The 19,732-nt window shown below is 44.0% G+C and carries 19 protein-coding genes; 6 read left to right on the forward strand and 13 right to left on the reverse strand.

The annotated features are described in order from the left end of the window. Nucleotides 1–102: 102 nt before the first annotated feature. The gene (locus ABFV83_RS10725) at nt 103–984 is read right to left on the reverse strand and encodes a LysR family transcriptional regulator (RefSeq protein WP_349943726.1); all 882 of its coding nucleotides are present in this window, start codon (nt 982–984) and stop codon (nt 103–105) included. Nucleotides 985–1,112: 128 nt separating this feature from the next. Here ABFV83_RS10725 and ABFV83_RS10730 point away from each other — a divergent pair, with 128 nt between their 5' ends. Then, entirely contained in the window at nt 1,113–2,111 is a 999-nt protein-coding gene (locus ABFV83_RS10730) for a YeiH family protein (protein ID WP_349943727.1), read from the forward strand. Nucleotides 2,112–2,212: 101 nt separating this feature from the next. Here ABFV83_RS10730 and ABFV83_RS10735 read toward each other — a convergent pair whose 3' ends face one another. Next, nucleotides 2,213–3,136, reverse strand: a complete 924-nt coding sequence (locus ABFV83_RS10735; protein WP_349943728.1) for an NYN domain-containing protein — start codon at nt 3,134–3,136, stop codon at nt 2,213–2,215. 249 nt (nt 3,137–3,385) lie between these two features. Here ABFV83_RS10735 and ABFV83_RS10740 point away from each other — a divergent pair, with 249 nt between their 5' ends. From ABFV83_RS10740 to ABFV83_RS10750, 3 genes are read left to right on the forward strand one after another with little or no spacing between them, the layout of a single operon-like run. Further along, the gene (locus ABFV83_RS10740) at nt 3,386–3,583 is read left to right on the forward strand and encodes a spore coat associated protein CotJA (RefSeq protein ID WP_349943730.1); all 198 of its coding nucleotides are present in this window, start codon (nt 3,386–3,388) and stop codon (nt 3,581–3,583) included. Then, on the forward strand, nt 3,583–3,879 hold the full coding sequence (locus tag ABFV83_RS10745; protein WP_349943732.1) for a spore coat protein CotJB: 297 nt from the start codon (nt 3,583–3,585) through the stop codon (nt 3,877–3,879). The genes ABFV83_RS10740 and ABFV83_RS10745 overlap by 1 nt, the downstream gene beginning before the upstream one ends. After that, nucleotides 3,879–4,499, forward strand: a complete 621-nt coding sequence (locus tag ABFV83_RS10750) for a manganese catalase family protein (RefSeq protein WP_349943734.1) — start codon at nt 3,879–3,881, stop codon at nt 4,497–4,499. Before ABFV83_RS10745 ends, ABFV83_RS10750 begins: the two co-directional genes overlap by 1 nt. A gap of 112 nt (nt 4,500–4,611) precedes the next feature. Here ABFV83_RS10750 and carB read toward each other — a convergent pair whose 3' ends face one another. The 7 genes from carB to ABFV83_RS10785 all read right to left on the reverse strand — a co-directional run bounded on the left by carB (nt 4,612) and on the right by ABFV83_RS10785 (nt 14,146). Further along, on the reverse strand, nt 4,612–7,806 hold the full coding sequence (carB, locus tag ABFV83_RS10755) for a carbamoyl-phosphate synthase large subunit (RefSeq protein WP_349943736.1): 3,195 nt from the start codon (nt 7,804–7,806) through the stop codon (nt 4,612–4,614). Next, on the reverse strand, nt 7,806–8,879 hold the full coding sequence (locus ABFV83_RS10760) for a carbamoyl phosphate synthase small subunit (protein ID WP_349943738.1): 1,074 nt from the start codon (nt 8,877–8,879) through the stop codon (nt 7,806–7,808). The genes carB and ABFV83_RS10760 overlap by 1 nt, the downstream gene beginning before the upstream one ends. 363 nt (nt 8,880–9,242) lie before the next feature. Then, the gene (locus ABFV83_RS10765; RefSeq protein WP_349943739.1) at nt 9,243–9,617 is read right to left on the reverse strand and encodes a hypothetical protein; all 375 of its coding nucleotides are present in this window, start codon (nt 9,615–9,617) and stop codon (nt 9,243–9,245) included. A gap of 498 nt (nt 9,618–10,115) precedes the next feature. Continuing rightward, nucleotides 10,116–10,946, reverse strand: a complete 831-nt coding sequence (locus tag ABFV83_RS10770) for an energy-coupling factor transporter transmembrane component T (RefSeq protein WP_349943741.1) — start codon at nt 10,944–10,946, stop codon at nt 10,116–10,118. Beyond that, nucleotides 10,936–12,645 (reverse strand): ABC transporter ATP-binding protein, encoded by a 1,710-nt coding sequence (locus ABFV83_RS10775; protein ID WP_349943742.1) that lies wholly within the window; start codon nt 12,643–12,645, stop codon nt 10,936–10,938. The genes ABFV83_RS10770 and ABFV83_RS10775 overlap by 11 nt, the downstream gene beginning before the upstream one ends. A 37-nt stretch (nt 12,646–12,682) precedes the next feature. Continuing rightward, on the reverse strand, nt 12,683–13,234 hold the full coding sequence (locus tag ABFV83_RS10780; RefSeq protein ID WP_349943744.1) for an ECF-type riboflavin transporter substrate-binding protein: 552 nt from the start codon (nt 13,232–13,234) through the stop codon (nt 12,683–12,685). Between the two features lie 48 nt (nt 13,235–13,282). Beyond that, nucleotides 13,283–14,146: an S-adenosyl-l-methionine hydroxide adenosyltransferase family protein gene (locus tag ABFV83_RS10785; RefSeq protein WP_349943746.1), complete on the reverse strand. Its 864-nt coding sequence runs from the start codon at nt 14,144–14,146 to the stop codon at nt 13,283–13,285. Between the two features lie 200 nt (nt 14,147–14,346). Here ABFV83_RS10785 and ABFV83_RS10790 point away from each other — a divergent pair, with 200 nt between their 5' ends. After that, nucleotides 14,347–14,544 carry a hypothetical protein gene (locus ABFV83_RS10790; protein ID WP_349943748.1) on the forward strand — a complete coding sequence of 66 codons (198 nt, stop codon included), beginning with the start codon at nt 14,347–14,349 and terminating at the stop codon, nt 14,542–14,544. A 109-nt stretch (nt 14,545–14,653) separates the two neighbouring features. After that, nucleotides 14,654–15,919, forward strand: coding sequence for a peptidoglycan-binding protein (locus ABFV83_RS10795; RefSeq protein WP_349943749.1), 1,266 nt, complete (start codon nt 14,654–14,656; stop codon nt 15,917–15,919). Nucleotides 15,920–15,980: 61 nt separating this feature from the next. Here ABFV83_RS10795 and ABFV83_RS10800 read toward each other — a convergent pair whose 3' ends face one another. The 4 genes from ABFV83_RS10800 to ABFV83_RS10815 all read right to left on the reverse strand — a co-directional run bounded on the left by ABFV83_RS10800 (nt 15,981) and on the right by ABFV83_RS10815 (nt 19,728). Beyond that, nucleotides 15,981–16,883 carry a DUF368 domain-containing protein gene (locus ABFV83_RS10800; RefSeq protein WP_349943750.1) on the reverse strand — a complete coding sequence of 301 codons (903 nt, stop codon included), beginning with the start codon at nt 16,881–16,883 and terminating at the stop codon, nt 15,981–15,983. Between the two features lie 163 nt (nt 16,884–17,046). Then, nucleotides 17,047–17,817 (reverse strand): N-acetylmuramoyl-L-alanine amidase, encoded by a 771-nt coding sequence (locus ABFV83_RS10805; RefSeq protein WP_349948909.1) that lies wholly within the window; start codon nt 17,815–17,817, stop codon nt 17,047–17,049. 92 nt (nt 17,818–17,909) lie between these two features. Continuing rightward, on the reverse strand, nt 17,910–18,365 hold the full coding sequence (locus tag ABFV83_RS10810; protein ID WP_349943752.1) for an Lrp/AsnC family transcriptional regulator: 456 nt from the start codon (nt 18,363–18,365) through the stop codon (nt 17,910–17,912). 133 nt (nt 18,366–18,498) lie between these two features. Then, nucleotides 18,499–19,728: an LL-diaminopimelate aminotransferase gene (locus tag ABFV83_RS10815; RefSeq protein ID WP_349943753.1), complete on the reverse strand. Its 1,230-nt coding sequence runs from the start codon at nt 19,726–19,728 to the stop codon at nt 18,499–18,501. Between the last annotated feature and the right edge of the window lie 4 nt (nt 19,729–19,732).

The raw sequence follows: 19,732 nt of genomic DNA on the forward strand, positions 1-19,732 counted from the left end.
CGGGGAATTTTGTCATTTTTTATGCTGATGAACCGAAAAGACATACCTGTATATCCAGTTGATTTGTAAACGGGAGGATTGACAGATGTCTTTTCCCGGCCTTCATTCCCCATGCAGGATGTCAAACAGCTCCTTATAATAGGATTTATAAATACTTCCTTTCCTCCAGATAAATGTAAAATCATGGGTCAATTGAAAATCCTCCAATTCAATTTTTTTCAAAATGCCCCTGTTTAATTCCTCCTTTACCGCAGCCTCATAAAGAAATGTGATTCCCTGCCCTTTAGCCACCATTTGTTTTATAGCGCTAATATTGCTGATTTCCATTATATTAGGGAAATCATGAAGCAATAAATTCTTCCCTTCCAGATAGCGCTCAAAGACATACCTGGTTCCGGAACCAGGTTCCCGGATAAAAAGCCTTTCCCTGAGAAGATCCTCCACTTTTGCGATCTCCCGTTGAAACTCATAGTCAGGCGCACAGACAGCTGCAAACGGCTCCGAGGCAAAAACCAGAAAATCATATTCCTTTTTCAGGAAAAACCCCTCCACCAAAGCGAATTCAATCTCCCCTTCATTCAGTTTCCCAAGCAGCTCCTTAGTATCCCCGACCACCATCTGAACCGCTGTCTCCGGATACACATGAAGAAATCTTGTGAGCGCTTCCGGCATCACGTACTCTCCTATGGTCATGGTAGCGCCAAATACCAGCCTCCCGCCTTTTCCCGATTGCTGCTCCATGATCTTTTTTAAATGCAGCTCATCATCCTTCATGGTTATGGCGGCAGATAAAAAGACTTTTCCCGCCTCCGTCAAATTCACCTTTTTTCCGTTGTATTCAAACAGTCTGGTTCCATACTTGTTTTCTAAATAATGAATATGATGGGACACCGCAGGCTGGGTGATATGAAGTTCACTGGCTGCCTTTGTAAAGTTCATGCAGCGGCATACCGCAAGAAACGTATCAATCCGAAAATCCAGCATGAATTATATTCTCCTTTTGATTGCTCCATTAACCATAACATATTTTTATAGTTTAATAAATATAAATCATTTTATTTTATTGTTATGATCCAATATAATAAAACCAGATCAAGAAGGAGGATTAATTCATGAAAAAATACGCCCCAGGCATTCTTCTCTGCCTTTTCATATCCGCTCCCGCATGGTTTTTAGGAAAAACCTTCCCGGTTATCGGCGGCCCTGTTTTTGCCATTCTCATCGGCATGGCAATGGCACCCTTTGTAAAAAGGAAGGAATCTTTCCGGCCGGGAGTGGCTTTTACTTCAAAAAAAATCCTGCAATATGCCGTGATTCTCCTGGGCTTCTCCATGAACCTGTCCACAGTTCTTCAAAAGGGCAGGGAAGCCCTGCCCATCATCCTGGCGACCATCTCCACTTCCCTGTTGATTGCATTCATCCTTTCTAAAACACTGCGGCTCCCAGGTAAGACCGCCATTTTAATCGGCGTTGGCTCGTCCATCTGCGGAGGTTCCGCCATTGCCGCCACAGCTCCGGTTATTGACGCCAATGACAGTGAGATCGCCCAGTCCATATCTGTCATCTTTTTTTTCAACATCATTGCTGCTCTGCTTTTTCCAGCTTTAGGCTCGGCTTTGGGACTTTCTAATGAGGGCTTTGGCCTGTTTGCCGGAACTGCCATTAACGATACCTCTTCCGTGACGGCTGCCGCTTCCGCCTGGGATGGCATGTACGGCAGCAACACCTTGGAATCGGCTACCATAGTAAAACTGACCAGAACCCTGGCCATCATCCCTATTACGCTGTTTTTGGCATGTTACAAAACCGGAAAAGAGAAGAAAACTTCGGAACGCTCCATCTCCATTGGAAAAGTTTTTCCCTCCTTTGTACTCTTTTTTCTGCTGGCTTCCATAATCACTACGGCATTTCCCATACCAGCAGGTGTTACCGGTTCATTAAAAGGCTTAAGCAAACTTTTTATCATCATGGCTATGGGAGCCATTGGAACCAATACCGATTTAATTAAGCTGATACGGACAGGCAAAAAGCCCCTTTTATTAGGCTTTTGCTGTTGGCTTGGGATATCTGTAGTAAGCCTGGCCCTTCAAGTGATTCTAGGAATCTGGTAAAATCGGATGCAGGAATGCAAGCATTTTTTGCACCTTGCTCATTGCATATATAAATAAGGCAGGCCGGGAAACATGGATTTCATGTTCCCGGCCTGCCTTATTTATTCTTCTTTTTTCAGATACACCGTCTTATTATTATTTTTATTCTCCCGGACCTCTAACTGATTAATGCTGTGGACAAATTTAGAGAAGGTGGAATATCCGTAATCCTTTACCTTGAAATCAGCAAATTTCCGGTGTATGCCATTCCCTAAAGCCGCCAGCTCCATACCGTTCTTTCCACTGCCCTTTACCAGTCCCACTGCAAAATCATCCAGCTCCTGCTTTTTAGTACGGTTATCCTTCATCCGCACAGTTACCACATTATTGGATTTTTTAAGCTCAAAGCCGCCCATTTCCTCCAAAAATTTGGACAGGGAGCTATAACCGTAGTTTCTTACATCAAAATCAGAGTATTTTTTCACAAGGCGGTTGCCGATCTCTCCAAGACCTGTTGCCTTATTCTTATCTTCATTCTCTAAAAGAATCGAAGTGATATCCTGCTCGATCACCTCTTTTCCTATGGCGCCTCCTCCTGTGCCTTCCTCTTCCTGGTCAAGGAGAACCTCCAGATTGGTAAAAACCGTACAGGCCGCCCGGAAGGATTTGGGAGTCTTATCCTCCCCCATTCCGATGACTTCCTTACCCGATTCCCGAAGCCTGCTGGCCAGGCGGGTGAAATCGCTGTCACTGGATACGATGCAGAATCCATCCACATTGTCCGTATAGAGCAAGTCCATGGCATCAATGATAAGGGCGGAATCGGTTGCATTCTTTCCTACGGTATTGGAGAATTGCTGGATGGGAGTGATTGAGTTCTCTAAGAGCTCCATTTTCCATTTTCCCATCTGGGAGCTTGTCCAATCCCCATAAATTCTTTTGTAAGTAATGACGCCGTAGCGGGTCATTTCATCCAGAATACTCGTAATATACTTTGCGGAAATATTATCCGAATCAATCAATACTGCAAATTTCTTATCGCTCAATACTCTGCTCTCCCGTCTTAATTATTTTCTTTTTCTGTCAATTCGATCCTGCTTTACCATTATATTTCATTTTTCTATTTATTACAATATCATTACTGTGGATAAAATGGGAGAATTTTTGCAACGTATTTTTATTTATTTCAACCATACTAAAGAAGAAAGCTAAATGAACAGCTAAAACACCTTAAAGTTGTACTTTTACGCCCAAAAACAGGAACAGAAAGCAGGAAAGAAGAAAGGAGTGTTATTATGAATTCAACTAATTCATGTGGATGTGACCCATCAAATGTCAATTCTGCTACACCTTCAAAAACGGTTCAACTGGCTATTGCCACAGTTCCCATGCAGCCCTGGGAACAGCCTTATGATCCACAGACAGCCTTAAAGCATGGGACCATTTTTCCCTCCCTTAATATGCCTTTTTATGTTACAGGAGGTGATCAATAATGGCTGATCAAAAAACTCTTTTAAAGCAGATCACAGAAGTGAGCTTTACTGTTAATGATTTAACATTGTATTTAGATACTCATCCACTGGATGAAAATGCATTAACAGCCTTTAAGCAGGCTATGGAACAAAGAAAACAGCTTTTAAAAACCTACGCGGAAAACTTTGAGCCTCTTACCATAAACTGTGTCTGCCCTGATACCAACAACAAAACAGGAACCAATACAAAATATCCGGGACAAAAACATTTTACCTGGACAGACGGCCCGCTGCCCTGGGAAGGAGGAAACGTATAATGTGGAATTATGAAAAAAGACTGCAGTTCCCTGTAAATATCAAAGAAACATGCCCAAAAACAGCCTCTCTCATTATCAGCCAATTTGGCGGACCTGATGGAGAGCTGGCAGCATCCATGCGTTATCTTTCCCAAAGATATTCTATGCCATGCAAGGAAGTAGGGGGACTTTTAACAGACATTGGTACGGAAGAGCTTGGACATCTGGAGATGATCTGCTCTATCATTTACCAGCTGACGAAAAATCTGACTGTGGAACAGGCAAAGACAGCAGGGTTTGATGCTTATTATATTGATCATACAACAGCCCTTTGGCCCACTGCTGCGGCCGGAGTTCCGTTCAATGCCTGTGAATTCCAGTCCAAGGGCGATGCCATTACCGATTTGATCGAGGACCTGGCAGCTGAGCAGAAGGCAAGGACAACCTATGACAACCTCATCCGGATCATACCAAATCCTGATGTAAGAGAACCGTTAAAATTCCTTCGGGAAAGGGAAATCGTACACTTCCAGCGGTTTGGTGAAGCCATTGAAAAAATCAAATCCAATTTGAATCCTAAAAACTTTTATTATTATAACCCGGAATTTGACAAACAATTTGTTAAGACCCCTATGCAGTAAGCAAAAAAAGCTGGAACAGGTTTATCTCCTGTTCCAGCTTTTTTTATTTCTTTTCAAGCGAATATTCGCAATGACCAATGGATCAGCCCCTCTGCGGCCCTACTTGATCCGGTTAAATCCGGGCAATATCAACCAGGGTCAGTTCTTTGGCTTTATTCTCCATACTGGTCACTAAGGCTGCCGCCGTATCCAGGGAGGTCAAAACCGTCACACCGGTCTCTATTGCATTTCTGCGGATCACAAATCCGTCCCTGCTTCTGTCCGCTCCCTGAGTCGGCGTATCAATGATAAGATCGATCTCATGGCCCAGGATCAGGTCCAGAAGGTTTGGGGATTCCTGTTCCAGCTTACGGACCATAAAAGCCTTTATCCCATGGCTGTCAAGCGCCCTGGCCGTTCCTGATGTGGAAAATATCTTATAGCCCTGGGCCTGGAACCTTTTTGCAATGTCAATGATCTCTTCCTTATCGGAATCCTTCACGGTTATGATCATGTTTTTATGCCTTGGAAGCTTGATTCCTGCCCCTGCAAACGCTTTGTAAAGAGCCTCATTAAAGGTCTTTGCTATCCCCAGGCACTCTCCGGTGGATTTCATCTCCGGTCCAAGGCTTACATCGGCGCCCCGGATCTTTTCAAAGGAGAATACCGGCATTTTTACAGCGATATAGTCTGCCGGCCGCGCAAGTCCGGGTTCATACCCCAGCTCCCTGATGGTGTGCCCGCATATGACCTGGGTTGCTAAAGGAACAATGGGGATTCCTGTCACTTTGCTGATATAAGGCACAGTACGGGAAGACCGGGGATTTACCTCAATAACATATACTTCCTCCCCGCTCACAATGAATTGAATGTTGATCATGCCCTTAACATGTAAGGCTTTCGAAAGCCTTCTTGTATATTCCACCAGCTTTTCCTTTACGGTTTCACTTATGCTCTGGGCCGGATATATGGAAATGCTGTCACCGGAGTGCACACCCGCTCTTTCCATATGCTCCATGATACCGGGAATCAGAATATTCTCACCGTCGCAAACCGCGTCCACTTCAATTTCCTTGCCCGGGATATATTTATCCACCAAAATGGGGTGTTCCTGTGCAATCTGGTTGATGATCCCGATAAATTCATCAATATCCTGGTCAGAGATGGCAATCTGCATGCCCTGGCCGCCCAGCACATAAGAGGGTCTTACCAGTACCGGATATCCAAGTTCTCCTGCCGCTCTCTTGGCTTCTTCTGCCGTAAATACCGTCTGGCCTGCCGGTCTTGGAATCCTGCATTCTTCCAGAATCTTATCAAACAGTTCCCGGTCCTCTGCCGCATCCACGTCCTCTGCAGCCGTTCCCAGAATGGGGACCCCCATATTGATCAGGGCTTCCGTCAGCTTAATGGCCGTCTGGCCGCCAAACTGGACCACCGCTCCATCAGGCTTTTCAATGTCAACGATGCTCTCCACATCTTCCGGGGTAAGGGGTTCAAAATACAGCTTATCAGCAATATCAAAGTCAGTGCTTACGGTCTCCGGATTGTTATTGACTATAATCGTCTCATAGCCTTCCCTGCTAAAACTCCATGTGCTGTGAACCGAACAGAAGTCAAATTCAATTCCCTGTCCAATGCGGATGGGGCCGGAGCCAAGAACCAGCACCTTCTTTTTTCCAGAGGTTTTTACCGCCTCATTCTCACTTCCAAAGCAGGAATAATAGTAAGGAGTTTCCGCGGCAAATTCGGCGGCGCAGGTATCCACCATTTTAAACGCTGCCGCAATTCCGTTATCCTTTCTCATCCGGCGGATTTCCTGCCAGGGTATTCCTGTAAGCTTTGAAATGACCGTATCCGGAAATTCAATCCTCTTTGCTTCCTTTAATAAATCCAGGGTAAAAGGCCCTTTCTTAAGGGCATCTTCCATTTCCACAAGAATTGCCAGCTTATCAATAAACCATATATCAATTTTTGTAATATCATGGATCCTTTCATAGGAAAAGCCTCTTCTTAATGCTTCGGCAATGACCCATATCCTTCTGTCATCTACAAGAGAAAGAGTCTCTGCCAGTTCCTCATCCGTAAGCCCTGTAAAATCATAGGACATCAGGCTGTCCACATGCTGCTCCAGGGAACGGATGGCTTTCATGAGACCGCCCTCAAAATTCGTGCAAATGCTCATGACCTCTCCGGTGGCCTTCATCTGGGTCCCCAGACTCCTCTTGGCGCTTAGGAATTTGTCAAAGGGAAGGCGGGGCATCTTGACCACGCAGTAATCCAGCATCGGCTCAAAGCTGGCACAGGTCTTCTTAGTTACCGCATTCTTTATTTCATCCAGGTTATAGCCCAGAGCGATCTTGGCCGCAACCTTTGCTATTGGGTAACCGGTTGCCTTGGAGGCCAGGGCCGAGGAACGGCTGACCCTGGGATTTACCTCGATAACGCAGTACTCAAAGCTTTCCGGGTGAAGGGCATACTGCACATTACAGCCTCCTGTGATTCCCAGCTCGCTGATGATCCTTAGGGCAGAGGTGCGGAGCATCTGGTATTCCTTATCCCCTAAGGTCTGGGAAGGAGCCACCACAATGCTGTCGCCGGTATGAACACCTACCGGGTCAATGTTTTCCATATTACATACGGTGATCACATTGCCTGCTCCGTCACGCATCACCTCGTATTCAATCTCCTTCCAGCCTGCGATGCAGCGTTCCACAAGAACCTGTCCCACGCGGGATAAACGGAGACCATTTTCCAGGATCTCCCGGCACTGCCCCGGGGTTTCAGCAATGCCTCCCCCGGAACCTCCCAAGGTATAGGCCGGCCGAAGCACCACAGGATATCCGATTTTTTCCGCCACCTTAAGGCCGTCTTCCACATGTTCTACTATATCAGAGGGTGCCACCGGTTCCCCGATCTTTTCCATGGTCTCTTTAAACAGTTCCCGGTCCTCTGCCTTCTTAATGGTAAGGGCCGTGGTTCCGATCAGGCGTACCTTATGCTCTTTAAAAAATCCTTTATCATCCAGCTCCATGGCAAGGTTTAAGCCTGCCTGGCCTCCAAGGGTGGGAAGGACACTGTCCGGTCTTTCCTTTAAGATAAGCTGTTCCACCACCTCTGCGGTCAGGGGCTCAATGTAGACCTTATCCGCAATGTCCTTATCCGTCATGATGGTGGCCGGGTTGGAATTTAGCAGGACTACTTCGATTCCCTCTTCTTTTAAGGAACGGCAGGCCTGGGTTCCGGCGTAATCAAATTCTGCTGCCTGGCCGATGACAATAGGGCCGGAGCCAAGAACGAGCACTTTTTTAATATCCAGATTCTTTGGCATTATTTTCCTACCTCCATCATTTTAATAAACCGGTCAAATAAGTAGCTGGAATCCTGGGGCCCCGGGCATGCCTCCGGATGGTACTGTACGGTAAATATATTTTTATCCGTATATTTCAGACCCTCATTGGTCCCGTCGTTTACGTTGACAAAAGCAGGAACAGCCACCGCCGGATCAATGGTATCCACATCAACCACATAGCCATGATTCTGGGAGGATATGTATACCCGCCCGGTTTCCAAATCCTTTACTGGATGATTTCCGCCCCTGTGGCCGTATTTCAGCTTATGGGTATCCGCTCCGGCAGCAAGGGCCATGAGCTGGTGTCCCAGGCAGATGGCAAAAACAGGTACATTGGATTCGTATATTTTCTTTATCTCTTCAATGATTTCCACGCATTCTTTGGGATCACCAGGCCCATTGGACAGCATGATTCCATCAGGGCGGCCTGAGAGAATCTCTTCTGCTTTTGCAGATGCAGGGTAAACCGTCACTTCACAGCCTCTCTCCTGTAAGGAGCGGGCAATATTTTTCTTTGCCCCAAGGTCCAGAAGGGCTACTTTTTTTCCGCCGCCGGGAAGAACATATTTTTCCCTGCAGGTGGTTTTCTCCACCACACCGGTCACAGAATATGTTTTCATACGCAAAATGACTTCGTCAAGGTCAAAACCTTCATCGGTCGTGATCATGCCGTTCATAGTACCTTTTTCTCTTAGAATTTTTGTTAGGGCTCTTGTATCGATACCACTGATACCTGGAATGTTGTGTTCTTTTAAGAAATGCTGAAGGGTATCCCCGCTTCTAAAGTTGCTGGGAATTCTAGATAATTCTCTGACAATGTAGCCATCCGGCCATGGTTTTAATGATTCCATATCTTCATGACATATCCCGTAATTACCAATGAGGGGGTAAGTCATCACAACCGCCTGCCCCGCATAGGAGGGGTCGGTGAGGACTTCTAAATAACCTGTCATGGAAGTATTGAATACGATCTCACTGATCACTTCCCGGGTTGAACCAATGCTCGATCCTGTAAACACAGTACCGTCTTCCAGTATTAAAAAAGCTTTCATACGCAAAGTCCTGTCCTTTCTCTGTTATTACCCATGGTTGCCGGGCATAAAGGGATACCCGTAGGGTATTTCTCTGTTATTGCCCATGGTTTCTTGATGCTATGGCTTTGAGACTTCTGATATCAGCCCAAATTGTATAGATTATACATGATTACGCGACATTTTTCAACTGTTTTTTTCACGCTTTAAGTCGCTTTTAAAAAGTCACAAAATTTAATAAAAAGCGTATAGCCTATTTCTTAGACTTTACGCTTTATATATAATACAATTCAACTGGTTCTAATACTTGTTGTGTTTTTATTATAAATCCTCATAAAAATGTGGTGTCATATAATTGTTATGGCCAATGCTTATGCGTAACCGCTACGCTTGTTTGGGCAAAATATTTTTCACTTCCAAAACTGTTATTAACGTTTCTATTTGATCGTTAATCTTTGTAAACTCCTTTTTGCTATAATGCTCCAAACTGGCGACACGATACGTAAGATCTTCGATTTTACGTGATGTAACATCCTGCTTGATTTCCAGAACTTCTATTCTGTCGGACAGTTTATTGATATCAGATTTCATATTAATGATATCTGTCTTCATATCATTAATATTTGTCTTCATATCATTAATATCCGTCTTCATATCATTAATATCTGCCTTCATATCTCGTATATCAGCTCTTATCGGATTAACTTTTTCGTCCATTAATGCTGCTATAGCCTGTAAATCTTCATTGGTCAATGCCATGGTATCACACTCCTTTATAATTATTTTATTACACACCAAGTTTATATTTTTCCAATAATAATGCTGTCTTTATTATATCACATTTGATAACGCAAAGTCTATTCAATTTCACGAAGCTGTCGAAACTTCTTTGGTGGAATAAAGGAATATCTGACTAAATCAAATTTTTAAAGATCAACAATCCTTTTAAAATTCTTTTTATCCGTTTTCCTACCCCTAATGGCTTTGACATATTCAGGTTGTATCAAACACACATCAATATCATGTTGGAAATGAGCAGAAAAATTCCCTGCTGCATGGAATCAGGCCCCGGATAGACGTCAAGCGGATATTCGCAATCTGCGACCCTACTTGCTCACAGCGTGCCCCGCTCCGCCGACCATAGCCTCATAGCTGCTATCCCAGCTTGTCAGAAGGGGCAAGCCCCTTCTGACATAAGTAAATCCCGACCACCACTTATGCCTCCCTGACATTGAAGCGGGAACTTACTTGATGAGGTTAAAATGGATTATAAAATCTCCCTTTGTTTATGTAAGATAATAAAATGGTCATTCCCAAAATCAGAAATGCAGAAATAACGGTTAAATAGTCCAACTTTGAAAAAGGTTTTTCACTGTAAAACGTGCGTTTTTCCTTTTCACCAAAGCGGCGAAGTTCCATAGCAGTAGAAATTGTCTCTATTCTGTCCAGGCTGGATAAAATCAAAGGCAAAACAATATTTGCCGCGCCTTTGATTCTTTCTCTCAGCTTTCCTTTTTCAGATATTTCATATCCTCTTGCCATCTGGGATGAGGATATGCTGAAATACTCTTCCTGTATGTCCGGAATATATCTTAATGCCAGAGATACGGCATAACTTATCTTATAGCTTACTCCGATTTTCGATAAACTTCCTGCAAATTCTGACGGATCAGTGGTCAATAAAAATACTACCACCAGCGGAATCGTTGCAAAATACTTTAAACACAGATTTATCAGATAAAATAATTCCTCAAACGTAAGATAAAATCTTCCGAAACCTTCAATTATTACAGTCTTGCTTCCGTATAAAATCTCCCCATAGGAAGGCTGAAAAACATATACTGCCAAAATATTCAACACAGAAAAAAACAGGATAAATTTAATAACAAAGGATATATCCTCCCAGTGTATATTGGAAATTTTAATTAAAGCAAGAGAACATATGCTTATAAAAATAATAAGCCTTGTATCATATGTAAGCATTGAGGAGACTGAAACAATCAAAAAGAACAACATTTTTGATGTTCCGCTTAAATGATGTATGATTGTGTTACCCGGATGATAGCCTAATGTTTTATTACCTGTCACTGCGCATCCTCCTGTCATAGCTGATAAATTTCCGGACAAACTCCACAGGATCTTTCAAATTCATTTTTTCTCCCAATGTAAATAAGCTTGTCTCTTTCAGACTAGCCGTCTTAATTAAATCTCTGTCCGTCAGAACGGAAATCGGATCAGTATCTGCAATCACCTTAGAATTTGCCATAACTATGGTTCTGTCAGTATATTCTATCATTAAATGCATATCATGTGTAATCATTATAATCGTCTTACCCATGGCATTTAATTCTTCTAAAAATGCCATGATATCCGAGTAATTTTTGTAATCCTGACCCGCTGTCGGCTCATCCAGAATGAGAAAATCCGGCTCTAAAACCAGAATGGAAGCTATGGTTACCCTCTTTTTTTGTCCATAACTCAAAGCAGCAATGGGCCATTTGCGAAAGCTGTACAGTCCGCATACCTGTAATACACTGTTAACTTTTTCTTCTATTGTATCTTCATCTGCTCCCCGAAGGCGCAGCCCTAATGCCACCTCATCAAAGATCATCTTTTTACTTATCATCTGATTGGGATTCTGCATGACAAAGCCAACTTTATCTGCCCGTTCTTTTATGGAATCAGAGCTTATATCATTGGATTCAAGCAAAATTCTCCCGGAATCCGGAGTTATAAATTTACATATCGCCTTTGCCAGAGTAGTTTTACCTGCCCCATTTTCTCCCACAATGCTTATCATTTCTCCTTTCTTAAATGATAAGCTGATATTATCTAAATTAATCTTTTCCTTATTATAGCTGAAGTTTATATTTTCCAAAACAAAAGAAGCTTTATATTTATTCTCTTCCGGCTTTTTTTCAACGCTTTCCGCAAACTGCTCCAGCCTGCCTGCTATATTTAAATCCAGTGCAGCATGATCCATGCGCACCCTTTCCATGGACTTTATATCTACCCCTGCATACTTCATCGCTGTAATATACAAAGGTTCCCTTAATCCGTGTTTTTTTAAGATATCCGATTTCAGTAATTCCTCTTCTGCCATATTGGCAATTATTTCTCCATCATAAAACACTACAATTCTGTCAACAGGTCTGTACAGAACATCTTCCAGCCTGTGTTCGACTATAATGATCGTTGAACCGCCTTTTTTATGAATGGTATCTATTATTTCTATTGCCTCCTGTCCGCTTTGCGGATCAAGAGCTGCCAACGGTTCGTCAAAAAGAAGAACAGGGCTTTCGTCGATTAATATCCCGGCCATTGTAACTCTCTGCTTTTGACCTCCTGAAAGATCCTGGGGACGTGACGACAGAAAATCATCAATATTAACCTCTTTTGCCCAATGCCGGACCCTGTCTTTCATTTCCGGCTGCGCCACATTGTCATTTTCCAGTGAAAAAGCGATATCCTCGCCTACTGTTAATCCTATAAACTGTGAATCAGTATCCTGAAGAACTGTTCCTGTAAGAAATGACAGGTCAAAAAGGGAATAGTCTGGCAGACTTTTCCCTTTTATAAGCACTTCACCAGTTAATGTGCCTTCCTCCTTATTTGGAATAAGACCATTGATGCATTTGATGATCGTCGATTTTCCACTTCCCGACGGACCTATTACAAGCACCTTTTCCCCTTCATATATGTCCAGGTTTATATTTTTCAATGTAGGTTCTGCCTGAGATAAGTATTTAAATGTAAAATCCCTGAATGAAATGATAGGTTCTTTCATGTGTACTCCTCATTTTTCTTTGTAAATCCTTTGCTTATTAATCTTTTTTAAGACTTCCTTCCTTTGTTTTTGTGGAAGCGTAGGCTTTCATCAGGATTCCGCCAACCACTGCCGTGACCACAGTATTAACGACACCTGAAATAATCCCCTGCAGATATACCTTGTTTGCAGGCTCAGAATATACTAAAATATCCAGGGTCGGAGCAACGATTCCCCATACTGCCATATTAGTTATGGCCTCACATATTACAAAAAAGATAAGTTCCTTTTTACCAAAAATCCCGTGCTCAATGTCAATCTTTTTACCGATCAGGCCATAAATCACACCCATGATACCGGAACACACAACCCAGGACCACCATGCCGATCCATATGTAGTAAAATCCTTTAATGCGTGTCCGATGAGTGCAATGAGTCCTCCTGCTAAAGGTCCGAATATGGCAGCCATAAGTGCCACAAAGGGATGGGTCAGCTCCATGTTTGTATTGGGAATCCCCGTAGGAATCACCATAAATCTTCCCAGGATCACAAAAACAGCCGCTCCTATTCCAATGGCCACAACGGTTCTTACTGAAAATTTATTTTTCATTTTACTCTCCATTCCGCCGCTAATGTCTGCAGCATTTGCCGGTTTTTATCAGTCCTCTTCATATATAACTCTCGGAGCCTTTCTGATCTCTATAGTCCAGTCTTCCCCTGTTCCTATGTGGTATAGATTTGAAAAAGAGTCCTGGTTTACTGCCACGCCTATATTTACAAGAGAATTGATGTAAACCAATGGTTCGCCAACTTTAACATCCGCAAAACTTTTTGCAAATAAAATTATATTCTGGTACACTTTTTTATCTTTATGGAATATCTTAACTTCAAGATTATCACCATGCTTTATACCGATATCTTTTATATACTCATTCGGAATATTCGTCCAGATCGATCCAAATCTGACATCTAGAACATCGATACTTCCAAAGGCCGACTTACCGTCTTTTCTTGCATCCACCAGCTTTAATCTTTCTATACTTTCTATAGGAATTATTCTACCAAGATCTTCAAAAGCAACCTCCCCTCCTGCAAGCCGGGCTCCGTTATAGGCATAGATATCTCTTCCATGGAATGTGTGGCTCTCCTCTGAATATGGTAACCTGCTTTTCACCTCATCAATGGCTCTGACTTCCGTAATTCCATCATAATGCATAATGTGAGTCAACGTTCCATTGTCAGGAGTGATAATATAGTGATTTGATTTTGTCTTAACTGCAATTGACCTTCTGTCCGAACCTACTCCAGGATCTACAACAGATACAAACACCGTATTCTCCGGCCAGTATTTAACAGTCTGATACAGTCTGTAGCTTGCCACCCAAATATCGTATGGCGGGATCTCATGGGTTAAATCCGATACAACTATTTTGTCATTTACAGAATACGCTACTCCATACATCGTAGATACAGCGCCATCTCCCTGTCCAAAATCTGTTTGCAATACCAAATTATTTACCATAACGTCACCTCTTGTTTTGTAATAGATCCTCCGGATTTTTACATGATGTACATAAAAAGCGATACCTTTAGATATATTATACATTCTTTTTCAGTATAGTAAAGAATTATCACAACTAAAAAAACACAAAATACATGGCTGTTTTTTCAAAAGTATACTTTCGGGACAAACCGCACAGACTAAGGCTGAGGTGATAAAATATGATTGATAACAGCGAACTGCCCATTGGCTTTACCATGGAGTTAGCGCAGCACTCGGATATTCTGACACGGTTTGCCGGCCTTACGGAACATGAGAGAGACAGGATTGTAGACGGGGCAAGAACCATTGAAAGCCGGGTTGAAATGCGAAACTATGTGGAGTCCATGTTTCAAGAACCAAAATCATCCTTTTTTTAAAAAGCTTCCCGCAGGATTAAATTTTATATTTAACCTGCGGGAGCTTTTGTAATTATTCCCTTTCCCCCTTAATATATTTAATAATAATCAATTCATTAAGGGGCATTCTATGAAAAAATACATGACAGCTGTGGCACAGGAAACCGCTGCTTCCGGCATTCTTCAGGTAGATGTGGTTTCCCAGGAAAATAACTTTCCCATCCGGGATGCAGAGGTTTCCATTGCCTACAAAGGAGATCCTGAAAGTACAGTGGAACATCTTACCACCAATTCATCCGGCCAGACAGAGCAGGTCAACCTTGCCGCTCCTCCCATTGACTTAAGCTTATCCCCGGGCCTTGCCCAGCCTTACTCGGAATACACAATCAACATCCGGGCCCAGGGCTTTGAGCCCGTCGCCATCTCCGGCACGGAAATCCTTCCGGATACCACGGCCATACAGCCGGTGCGCATGATTCCCATCGAGGACGAAGTATCTCCGGACGTTCCCATTGTTATCCCGGACCACACCCTATATGGGGAATATCCTCCTAAAATTGCGGAGGCTGAAGTAAAACCTACGGCAGAGACGGGAGAAATTGTTTTAAGCCGTGTGGTTGTGCCTCAGACAATCGTGGTCCACGATGGGGTTCCTACCGACCCCACAGCTAAAAATTATTACGTTCCCTATCTTGACTATATTAAAAACGTGGCTTCCAGCGAAATTTACGCCACCTGGCCCCGCGCCTCCATAACCGCCAATGTACTGGCAATTATGAGCTTTACCTTAAACCGCGTTTATACGGAATGGTACAGGAACCAGGGTTATGATTTTACCATAACATCTTCCACAGCCTTTGACCATAAGTGGATCTATGGACGAAACATTTATGAAAGTATTTCCCAGATTGTCGATGAAATCTTCAACAGTTACTTGTCCCGCCCCGGCATCAGGCAGCCCATACTTACCCAGTACTGTGACGGCCACAGGGTCCAGTGCCCGAACTGGATGTCCCAGTGGGGGAGCTGCACCCTTGGAGAACAGGGCTATTCCGCTATTGAGATACTGCGGCACTATTATGGAAGCAATATGTATATCAACACCGCCGAGCAGGTATCCGGGATCCCCTCATCCTTCCCCGGTTATAACTTAACCATCGGTGCCAGCGGAGATAAGGTCCAACAGGTCCAGGAACAGCTTGATACAATCGCTACCGTCTATACCGCGATTCCCCGTATCACAGCCGATGGAATCTATGGTCCTGCCACCGCTGAAGCAGTCCGGCAGTTCCAGTCCATTTTCGGGCTTCCGGTAACCGGCATCATTGATTTTGCCACATGGTACAGAATTTCCCACATTTATGTAGGGATCACACGAATCGCAGAGTATTCATAAAAAAGGAGAAAGGTCTTATTTCATTTAAAAGACCTTTCTCCTTTTATTTTCCTGTCCTATGTTATCCTTCTCCCCCCAGCAGCTCAGCCGCCACATATCCAAGCAAAGCCAGAGCAATTCCTCCCAAAAGCTCATACAGCTTCACTCTTTCCCACGGCATATCCCACAAGATGACAAAAGGAGAGGAAAATACCAGGCCTATAATAACCCGGTACATTTGACGTTCATGGCGGGTGAGCAGACGTTCCACCACCTTGGCAAATAGAAAAACGCCTATGAAAAGGCCAGTTATGTAAGGTGCCAGCACCACTCCATTGGACAAAAGGCTTTGGACATCAAGGGTAGAAAGGGCTCTTATGCAGGCATTATTTGTTTGCAGTATGGGTTCGTAAAAACCCAGCATCATCATAATCATGGACCCGCTCACCCCCGGAACCACCATGGTGGCCGCAGCTACCAGGCCCACGAAAAACAGCGTGAATACCCAGAATTTTTCAGAGGAAAGATAAGCCGCGCCGGAAGCCATATTCATTCCCTCCCCGCTGCTGCCGGAGGTAATGGTTGTTTCAGCGATAAAGGTGATGAGAATGACCACACCGCAGGTAAGGGCAGCCGTTAATATTCCTTTCCTTCTGTCTGCCCGGTCTTTTGAAAATGACTTTTGAAACAAGGAAGGGAGCCCGCCGCCGATCATGCCCAAAAATGCCATTTTGGTCTGGAGCGGATATGTATGAAAAAGATATTCAAATGCCAGAGAAAGAAAAACAATGCCTGCCACCGCTCCCACCCCATAGGGAAAGAGAACCCGAAGGCTTTTTAAAGGCTCCTTAAACAGCTGCGTTACCGCATGAATAATCTTATCATACACTCCCATGGTAATGGCCAGCATTCCCCCGCTTATGCCGGGAAGTATGTTCGCCACACCAATGATAACACCCTTTAAAAGTTCACTGATATACTTCAAACAATTCCTCCTGAATTTTATATATATGGTATATCCTATGCCTTTTTAACCGCTTCTAATACATATTTCCCCTTGTTCCAGCCATTACTGACAGCGCTTTAAGCGGATGTCAAAAAGCCGCAGAGCGCTGCTTTTTTTAAGCCTGCGTCCCTGCGGCCAGATCTCAAGACACAGCCGGTCTTTTTACCATGAACGTATTATATCCGAGCCGCCTGAGAGTCTGCTCCATGCGCACCGCATTGTCAATATTGCGGAATGCTCCTACACGAACCTTATAAAGTCCATCCTCATAGACTACAAATGCCGGGAACCCCTGGGCCTTTAAAGTATTAACCTCATCTTCAGCCAGAGTGTGAACCCGGAATGCTCCTGTCTGCACCTGATAATATTCAGGACGTGTATCTTCCTGTTCCGTTATGGAATTCAGGATGCCATCTGCAATGGCCTGGGCAATATCCTGAAAATTCTGATCAAACAAATCATTATCCATTTCGTTATCAATAAATCCAACTTCCACCATAACGGTTGGAAGCTTTGTCCGCCTGAGAATAACCAGACCCGGACGTTCCACTGTGCCTAAATTGGCGAATCCCGTCTTATTTAAGGCTTCGCCTATGTTTTTTGCCAGCATGCCCGATGTCCCATTATCTTCAAATACAAGAACCTCTATTCCGGAACCGGTACCTGGAACCGGCATTGCATTTCGGTGAATGGAAACAAAGAAATCTGCTTCCGTGTCGTTGGCCATGGTGACCTTCTCAAGGGGCGTATTATAGGTATCGTCAGTTCTGGTATATCTGACATCAATTCCGTTGTCTGCAAGAATTCTTCCCACAGCCATCGCAAGCCTTAAGTTATCATCTTTTTCCTGCCGTCCGCCATAGGACGCACCTGGGTCCGTGCCGCCGTGACCGGCATCTATTACTACGATCATTCTCTCAGCCAAAAGAAAAACTCCCTTCACATACTTCTATTATATAAAGTATGTAAAAGCAGCCTTCTCGGTACCACTTTTTTGTACCACATTTATTCTTTTTCTCCTAATTCCGCCATTACATCCATGTCTCTTGGCCCTACCGGAGTTGAAAATACGATCTGAGTGCTGGTCTTTCCATATTTCTGGAGCTGCCCAATAAAAATGTCCAGCTCCATGGTACTTGGAAAGGCCATCTTGATCAGCATGGAGTATTCTCCTGTGACACAGTTGCACTCCAGTACATTGGAAATGGACTCCATTTCCCCATAAAACCGGATTTTATCCGCCGGAGAAACATCAAGACTTACAAATGCGGTAATATGATATCCCAGCTTCCTTGAATCCACCGCAGCATGATATCCGGTGATGATTTTTTCCCGCTCCAGCTTTTCAATTCTGGCGGAAACTGCGGGAGAAGACAGAAAGGTGGTTTCCGCTATATTCTTTAGGGATGCCCGGGCATTCTTTTGTAATGTCTTCACTATTTTCTTATCGATGTCATCCATTTCTTCCTCCTAAAAAGAAGAAAAGCGTCAGTACCGCCAGGGCACCGAACGCTTTTGTTCTTTTAAATAAAACTCCATTTTTATGGATCTTTCTTAAATTTATCATAACCAATCATCAAAAACTTGTCAATGCTTATTTTTTAAGGGATGGCATTTTCTTGATCCGGTCAATGGCTTCCAGGGTGTTCTCATAGGTGCCAAATGCGGTCAAACGGAAGTATCCTTCGCCGCTTGGCCCAAATCCGCTTCCAGGAGTTCCCACCACGCCGGCCTCTTCAAGGAGACGGTCAAAAAATTCCCAGGAGGTCATTCCCGCCGGTACCTTTAACCAGATATATGGAGCGTTGACGCCGCCATAAACCTGGCAGCCGGCTTCCTTTAGCCCCATGTAAATGACTTTTGCATTTCTCATGTAATAGGCCACCTGTTCCTTTAGCTGTGCTTTTCCCCCGGCCGAATAGACCGCTGCCCCTGCCTTCTGAACGATGTAGGGGGCACCGTTAAATTTGGTTCCATGGCGTCTAGCCCATAGGGAATGAAGGGAAACCCCTCCCCTTACCAAGGCCTTTGGAATGACGGTAAAGCCCAGGCGGACCCCGGTAAAGCCTGCATTTTTGGAAAAGGAACGAAATTCGATGGCACAGGTTTTCGCACCTTCGATCTCAAAGATGGAATGGGGCACGTCATCCTGAGCGATATAAGCTTCATAGGCAGCATCATAAAGGATCACCGCGCCATTGTTATTGGCATAATCCACCCATACCTTTAACTGGTCCCTTGTCAGGGTCGTACCGGTGGGATTGCCTGGAACGCATAAGTAAATGAGATCCGGTGTCTCTTTTGGAAGCTCCGGTACAAAATGGTTTTCAGCTGTACAGGGCATATAGATCACATTGCTCCACTTACCTGCCTCTTCCTCATATACCCCCGTTCTTCCTGCCATGGCATTGGAATCCACATAAACCGGATAAACCGGATCACAGACAGCGATACGGCAGCTTTCATCAAAAATCTCCTGGATATTTCCGCAATCGCTCTTTGCCCCATCCGAGACAAAGATCTCATCAGGGGATATGTCACAGCCTCTGGAAACGTAATCTTCCTTTGCAATGATTTCCCTTAAAAATCCATAGCCCAGATCCGGTGCATAGCCATGAAAGGTCTCCTTATGCCCCATCTCATCCACTGCTTCATGAAGAGCGTTTATAATGGCCGGCGCAATGGGCTGGGTCACATCGCCGATTCCCAGACGGATGATCTTCTTATGGGGATTTGCCTCAGTAAAGGCATTTACCTTTTTTGCAATGGTGGAAAAAAGATAGCTTCCCGGAAGCTTTAAGTAGTTTTCATTGATTTTTACCATAGGT

This window comes from Lacrimispora sp. BS-2, assembly GCF_040207125.1.
Lineage (GTDB): Bacteria > Bacillota > Clostridia > Lachnospirales > Lachnospiraceae > Lacrimispora.